Consider the following 6,483-nt stretch of genomic DNA (forward strand, 5'->3'; position numbering starts at 1 on the left):
ACGGGCGTCGCGTAGGGCGCCGTCGGTCGCCAGCCTCGCCGCTCCGGCTGCACCGTCGCTGCAACTCGGAGCGGCGAGGGTGAGGGCCGACGGCTCTTCGCCTCGCCGCACGCGTGTCCGCCGCGTTGCACGACATGCACCGCCTCCACTAGCATCCCCGGCATGCAGCGCCGCCCTTCCACCTTGTTCGACCGCCTCCGTCGCCATCGCGGCGTGTGGGTGCTCGCGCTTGCGGTGCTGCTGTTCAAGGTGGCGATGTCGACCGCGTGCGTGCTCGACGGGCCGCGCGTCGCATTCGCCGCGGACGCGGGGACCGCCGTCGTCGCCATCGCGGATGCGACGGATGGCGACGGCGATGCCTGCCTCGCCGGTGAAGGTGGCGGCTGCCATTGCAGCTGCGCGCATGCCGTGGCGTTACCCAGCAGCGTGAGCGTCGCGACGTTCGGGGTGCCGCCGTCGCCGCTGCGCGCGGCGCTTCCCGACGCGCCCACGCCCGCGTTCCGCCAATCCCTCCTGCGCCCTCCGATCGCCTGATTCCGTCCCTCGTCCGGTGCCGGTCGCGTGAGCGGCCGCGCCGATCCGTGTTCGGTGTTCAGGAGATCGTTCCATGGCTTTTCATCGTGCCGCGCCGGCTGGCGCCGTGTGCGCGTTTTTCGTCGCCGCGATTTCGGCGACGCCCGTGTCGCTTCCTCCGGCGCCCGTCGCGGTTCGCGCCGCGATCCACGAGGTCTGGGCGGCCAGCCCGCAGGTGCGGCGAGCCGACGCGGAGCGGCGCGCGGCCCTCGCGCGCGCGGATGCCGCCGCGCAGCCGTTGTACAACCCGTCGATCCAGTTCGAGGGCGAAAATGCCGATGTCGACCGGCGGACGGTCGGCGCGAGCCTTGCGCTCGATGTGACCGGCAAGCGGCGCGCTCGCATGGTGGAGGGCGATGCCGAGGTGCGCATGCGCGAAGCGGCCTTCGCTGTGGCGCGTCGCGATGTCGCCGCCGACTGGCTGAAAGCATCGACAGGCGCGGCGTACGCGCGCGAACAACGTGCACTGGGCGAGCGCCGCGTCGCGCTGATGCGGCGCTTCGACGAACTCGCGGAGCAGCGCCTGCGCGTTGGCGACATCGGCGCGCCGGAACGCGATCTCGCGGCGCTGGCCCTCGGCGAGGCCGAGATCCAGCAGGCGTCGCTGGCGAGCCAGGAGGCCGGCGCGCTCGCGGCGATGGCCGCGATCGACGGCGGCGCTTCGCGCCGAGCGGCCGACCTGTCGGGTTCGACACTCCCCGACGGCGCGGCCGTGGTGCCCGCCGACGCCGAGGATCGCCCCGACCTGCGCCTTGCGCGCGCGCAGCAGGATCGCGCCGATGCCGGCGTGACGGTGGCGCAGCGCGCCCGTCTGCCCGATCCGACCGTCAGCCTCACCGGTGGTCGCGTCCGCAGCGGACCGCGCACCGATCGCGTCGTGGGACTCAGCGTGGCCGTGCCCCTGCCGCTGCTGAACAGCGGACGTGCCGACGTCGCCGCCGCGCGCGCGGACGCCGATGCCGCGTTCGCGTCCCGTCACGCTGTCGCGCTGCGATCGGAGGCGACGCTCGTGCAGGCCCGCGCCACGTACCAGGCGCTGCGCAACGCCAGCGTGGCCTTCCGGCAGAGCCGCGCCGCGGCGTTCGACGAGCGGGCGGACACCCTGGGCCGTCTGTGGCAGGCGGGTGAGATCGGAACGTCCGATTACCTCGTGCAACTCAAGCAGAGCCTCGACACTGCGCTCGCCGGCCTCGCGCTGGAAAGCCAGGCCTGGCAGGCCTGGTTCGACTATCTCGCCGCCGCCGGCCGACTGACTGTCTGGATCGACGGCACCTCGCAGGAACCTTCCGCATGAACGTCCGCCTTTTTGCCATCCTGCTGTGCCTCGTCTCGTGTGCCGCGCATGCCGCGCATGAACCGGCCGACGATCCGCTGACCCTCGACGCCGCGGCGATCCGCGACGCCGGCATCGTGATCGAATCCCTGACGCCGCGAGTCGTCGCCGACGAAGTGAACGCGCCCGGCGAGGTGCGCGTCGACGCGTACAACACGCTGCTGGTATCGCCGCGCGTGGCGTCGCAGGTGGTCTCGCGCAGGGCGAAGCTCGGCGACGTGGTCGCGGCGGGCGACACTCTCGTGGTGCTGTCCAGCGTCGACGTCGCCGAAACGCAGGGCAGGCTCGTCGTCGCGACGCAGGACTGGAACCGGGTCGCCGCGTTGGGCAAGCGGGCCGTCTCGGCCCGTCGCTACAACGAGGCGCTGATCGAGCGCGACCAGGCGCGCGCGCGCCTGAGGGCGTATGGCCTCACCGACGCCCAGATCGCCCGTCTCTTCCGGCGCGGTTCGGCGGCCGCCGACGGCACGTTCGAGCTCGTGGCACCGGGTCCGGGTCGCGTGACGACGGACGCGTTCCTCGTCGGCGAGCGCATCGAACCGGGCCGCACGCTCTTCACGCTCGTGTCCGAGTCGTCGGTGTGGGTCGAGGCACGCCTCGCGCCCGCGGCCGCTGAGCAGGTCAAGGAAGGCGACGCCGTCGTCGTGGTCGCCCACGGAAGCGAACTTCCGGGCAAGGTCATCCAGCGATCGCACCAGACGGACGAGAAGACCCGCACCGTCGACGTACGCATCCAGGTGGACAACGAGAACGACCTGCTGCACCCCGGCGAGCTCGTCGAGGCACGCATCGCGCTCGCCTCCCAGGTGCGTCGCCTCGCGGTGCCGGCCGACGCCATCGTGCTGCTGCAGAACCAGCCCACGCTGTTCGTTCGCCGCGCGAAGCCGGGGCAGTTCGAGGCGGTGCCGGTGCGGACGGGCGACACGCGCGGCGGCTGGACGGAGATCCGCGAGGGCGCGAAGGCAGGGACCGCTTACGTGAGCAAGGGCGCGTTCGCGCTGAAGGCGCGGCTGCTGCGTTCGCAGCTGGGAGAGCACTGATGCTGGCACGGATCGTCGAACTCTCGTTGAAGTACCGGCTGCTCGTCATCCTCGCGTTCCTCGCGATCGCGGCGCTAGGCATCCGCGCCGCCATGACGTTGCCGGTCGACGCCTTTCCCGATGTCACGCCCGTCCAGGTGAACGTGTACACCGAAGCGCCTGGGCTGGCCGCCGAGGACGTCGAACAGCTCTTGACGACGCCCGTCGAATCGGCGCTGGCGGGCTTGCCCTCGGTGACGGAGATCCGCTCGGTGAGCCTGTTCGGCCTGTCGTACGTGGCCGTCTACTTCGACGACGACATGGATGTCTACTTCGCGCGGCAGCTGGTCAACGAGCGCCTCCAGCAGGTGGGCGACCGGCTCCCCGCGGGCTACGGCAAGCCGGAGATGGGGCCGAACACGTCGGGCCTGGGCCAGGTGTTCTGGTACACGGTGGAGCGCGCGGATGAAAGCCTGAAAGGCGCGCCGGACGACATGGACCTGCGCACCCTCCAGGACTGGACCGTTCGCCTCGTGTTGCGGACGGCCGCGGGTGTCGACGACGTCACGTCGTGGGGCGGCAGGCAGAAGCAGTTCCAGGTGCGGATCGATCCGCTGCGGCTGATCGCGCACGAGCTGGGCTTGCGCGACGTGATGCAGGCGCTCGAGGCGAACAATGCGCAGGTCGGCGGAAACTTCATCGACGTGGGCCGCGAGCAATACCTCGTTCGCGGTCTCGGACTCGTTCGCGATGCGAACGACATCGGCGCCATCGTGCTGAAGACGGAAGACGGCACACCCGTGCGCGTGCGCGATGTCGCCACCGTGACGGAGGCTGGCGCGCCCCGCACCGGCGCCGTGACCCGCGACGGCAAGGAGGTCGTCATGGGACAGGCGCTGGCGCGCATCGGCGAGAACGCCCGCACCGTCGTGGACGCCGTCAAGGCGCGGCTGGACGTGGTCCAGCGTGCCTTGCCCGCCGGCGTCGCGATTCGTCCGGTATATGAGCGGACCGGACTCGTCGACGCGGCCGTGGGCACCGCCGTGCGCGCGCTCGTCGAAGGATCGACCCTCGTCGCCGTCGTACTGTTCCTGTTTCTCGGCGAGCTGCGCAGCGCGCTCATCGTCGTCGTCACCCTGCCCCTCGCGATGCTGATCGCGTTCATCGGCATGGCGCAGGCGGGCCTTTCGGCCAACCTCATGTCGCTGGCGGGACTCGCGATAGCGATCGGCATGATGGTCGACGGCGCGGTGGTGATGGTCGAGAACGCGTTCCGCATCATGGCCGAGCGCGAGGCACGTGGCGAACCGGCGGACCGGACGGCCGCCGTGCTGGCCGCCGCGCGCGAGGTGGCGGGCCCCGTCACCTTCGCGATCGTCATCATCATCGTCGTGTTCCTTCCGCTGTTCGGGCTGCAGGGCCTCGAGGGCAAGATGTTCCGGCCGATGGCCCTCAACATCGGCTTCGCGATGGCGGGATCGCTGCTGCTCTCGCTCACCCTGGTACCCGTCCTCGCGGCGCTGTTGCTCAAGCCTCGCGCGGAAAAGGACACGCGCCTGGTGGACTGGCTGAAGCGCCGCTATGCCCGCCTCCTCGGCTGGGCGCTCGCCCACGCCAGGACGGTCGCGGGCGTCGCGGTCGCGGCGCTGCTCGGCAGCCTCGCCCTGTTTCCTTTCCTCGGCAAGGAATTCATGCCGGAGCTGCGCGAGGGCGCCATCATGTGGCGCATCACGTCGATTCCGTCCGCGTCGCTCGACGAATCGATCGACGTCTCGCGGCGCGTGGCCGAGCGGATCAAGGCGAGGTTCCCGGAAGTGGAGACGACGCTGGCCATGATCGGTCGCGCGGAGAAAGGCGAAACGGCCGACGTCAACTACATGGAGGTCTACACGCCGCTGAAGCCGAAGGACCATTGGCGCGACGGGCAGACGCTCGAAAGCATCGAGGAAGCGATGCAGGCCGAACTGACCGACCTGCTTCCCACGGCCGCCGTCAGCTACACCCAACCAATCCAGATGCGCATCGAGGAACTGATGTCGGGCGTCCGCGCCACGCTCGCACTGAAGGTGTATGGCGACGATCTCGCGACCCTCGATCGGCTCAGCGCGCGGATCAAGGACACGCTTGCCGGCGTCCCCGGCGTGGCCGACCTGGAGCTCGAGGCCAACATCGGCAAGCCGCAGATCCGCATCGCCGTGAATCGCGACGCCCTGTCGCGTTACGGCCTGAACGCGGACGACGTGCTGACGGTGGTGCGCAACGGCATCGGCGGCGAGGCCATCGGCGCCCTCCTCGACGGCGTGCGTCGCTTCGACATCAGCGTGCGCCTCGACGACGCGGCCAGGGCCTCGCTGCCCGCGATCGAACGGATCCCCATCCGCACGCCCTCGGGCGCCCTCGTGCAGCTGTCCCAGGTGGCCGACGTCGACGCCGTCGAAGGCTACTCGTTCATTCGCCGCGAGCAGCTGCAACGCTACGCGGTGATCCAGATGGACGTGCGCGGACGCGACATCGACGGTTTCGTGCGGGAGGCGAACGCGCGGCTGGAAAGCGCGGTTAAGCTTCCGCCCGGCTACTACACGCAGTGGGGCGGCGCGTTCGAGAACCAGCAGCGCGCGCTGAAGCGTCTGGCGATCATCGTGCCGGTCACGATCTTCTTCATCTTCGTGCTGCTGTACACCGCCTTCCACTCCCTGCGGCACGCCGGCCTGATCCTCGCCAACGTGCCGTTCGCGATCATCGGCGGCATCGTCGGCCTGTACGTCACCGGGCAGTACCTCTCAGTGCCCTCGGCCATCGGCTTCATCGCCGTGTTCGGCGTGGCAATGCTCAACGGCATCGTGCTCGTGAGCTTCTTCAACGAACAGCGCCGTGACGGCGCGAGCGTGCGCGACGCCGTGCTGCGCGGTGCGACGCTGCGCCTGCGGCCGGTGCTGATGACCGCCAGCGTGGCGATCCTCGGCCTGGTGCCGATGCTGCTCTCCACCGGCGTCGGCGCGGAGACGCAGCGTCCGCTCGCCACCGTCGTGGTGGGCGGCCTCATCACGTCGACCCTGCTGACGCTGATCCTGCTGCCGGTGATGTACGACGCGCTGGAGCGACGGAGGGGCGCCGGCTGATCTGCCGACCTGGTGTGGGAGCGGACCTGGCCGCGACAGCTTTTCGCGAGGCATCCAGGACCTGTCGCTCTTCGCGAAGAGCTGTCGCGGCCAGGTTGTAGTGGCTGGACTTTCCTGGACCACGAGCTAGGAGCATTGAGCCGCCAGTGCTTCGAATTCTGCTGGCGGAAGGTAGTTGAGGGTCGAGTGTAGACGCTCGTGGTTGTAGTAGCCGGCCAGATAGTCGATGACCGCCACGCGAGTCATTTCCCGCGGCAGGCGTTCCTCACCGAGGCATTCGTGTTTCAGGGTCCGGAAGACCCGCTCGACCACGGCGTTGTCCCAGCAATTGCCTTTGCGGCTCATGCTTTGGATGGCGCCGTGTTCGGCCAGATGAGCAACAAACAGATCGGCGGTGTATTGGCACCCCTGATCGGTGTGCACGATCAGACCCGGCTTA

General features: G+C 69.8%; 5 protein-coding genes. 4 read left to right on the forward strand and 1 reads right to left on the reverse strand.

What is annotated here, in order from left to right:
• The first annotated feature begins 162 nt into the window (after window positions 1-162).
• The 4 genes from BMY69_RS19695 (at window position 163) to BMY69_RS14180 (ending at window position 6,044) form a co-directional block, all read left to right on the forward strand.
• On the forward strand, window positions 163-534 hold the full coding sequence (locus tag BMY69_RS19695) for a hypothetical protein (protein WP_090179387.1): 372 nt from the start codon (window positions 163-165) through the stop codon (window positions 532-534).
• Between the two features lie 73 nt (window positions 535-607).
• Window positions 608-1,867, forward strand: coding sequence for a TolC family protein (locus BMY69_RS14170; RefSeq protein WP_090179390.1), 1,260 nt, complete (start codon window positions 608-610; stop codon window positions 1,865-1,867).
• Window positions 1,864-2,946, forward strand: a complete 1,083-nt coding sequence (locus BMY69_RS14175) for an efflux RND transporter periplasmic adaptor subunit (protein ID WP_090179393.1) — start codon at window positions 1,864-1,866, stop codon at window positions 2,944-2,946. Before BMY69_RS14170 ends, BMY69_RS14175 begins: the two co-directional genes overlap by 4 nt.
• Window positions 2,946-6,044 carry an efflux RND transporter permease subunit gene (locus BMY69_RS14180; protein WP_090179396.1) on the forward strand — a complete coding sequence of 1,033 codons (3,099 nt, stop codon included), beginning with the start codon at window positions 2,946-2,948 and terminating at the stop codon, window positions 6,042-6,044. Before BMY69_RS14175 ends, BMY69_RS14180 begins: the two co-directional genes overlap by 1 nt.
• Window positions 6,045-6,170: 126 nt before the next feature.
• Here BMY69_RS14180 and BMY69_RS14185 read toward each other — a convergent pair.
• The coding region (locus tag BMY69_RS14185) for an integrase core domain-containing protein (RefSeq protein ID WP_143070481.1) at window positions 6,171-6,483 on the reverse strand (313 nt) is incomplete at its 5' end.

The sequence above is a fragment of the Luteibacter sp. UNC138MFCol5.1 genome, assembly GCF_900110505.1.
GTDB lineage: Bacteria > Pseudomonadota > Gammaproteobacteria > Xanthomonadales > Rhodanobacteraceae > Luteibacter.

Coding starts and splice junctions, on each gene's coding strand:
- BMY69_RS19695 (WP_090179387.1), top strand. CDS start 163: ATGCAGCGCCGCCCTTCCACCTTGTTCGACCGCCTCCGTCGCCATCGC.
- BMY69_RS14170 (WP_090179390.1), top strand. CDS start 608: ATGGCTTTTCATCGTGCCGCGCCGGCTGGCGCCGTGTGCGCGTTTTTC.
- BMY69_RS14175 (WP_090179393.1), top strand. CDS start 1,864: ATGAACGTCCGCCTTTTTGCCATCCTGCTGTGCCTCGTCTCGTGTGCC.
- BMY69_RS14180 (WP_090179396.1), top strand. CDS start 2,946: ATGCTGGCACGGATCGTCGAACTCTCGTTGAAGTACCGGCTGCTCGTC.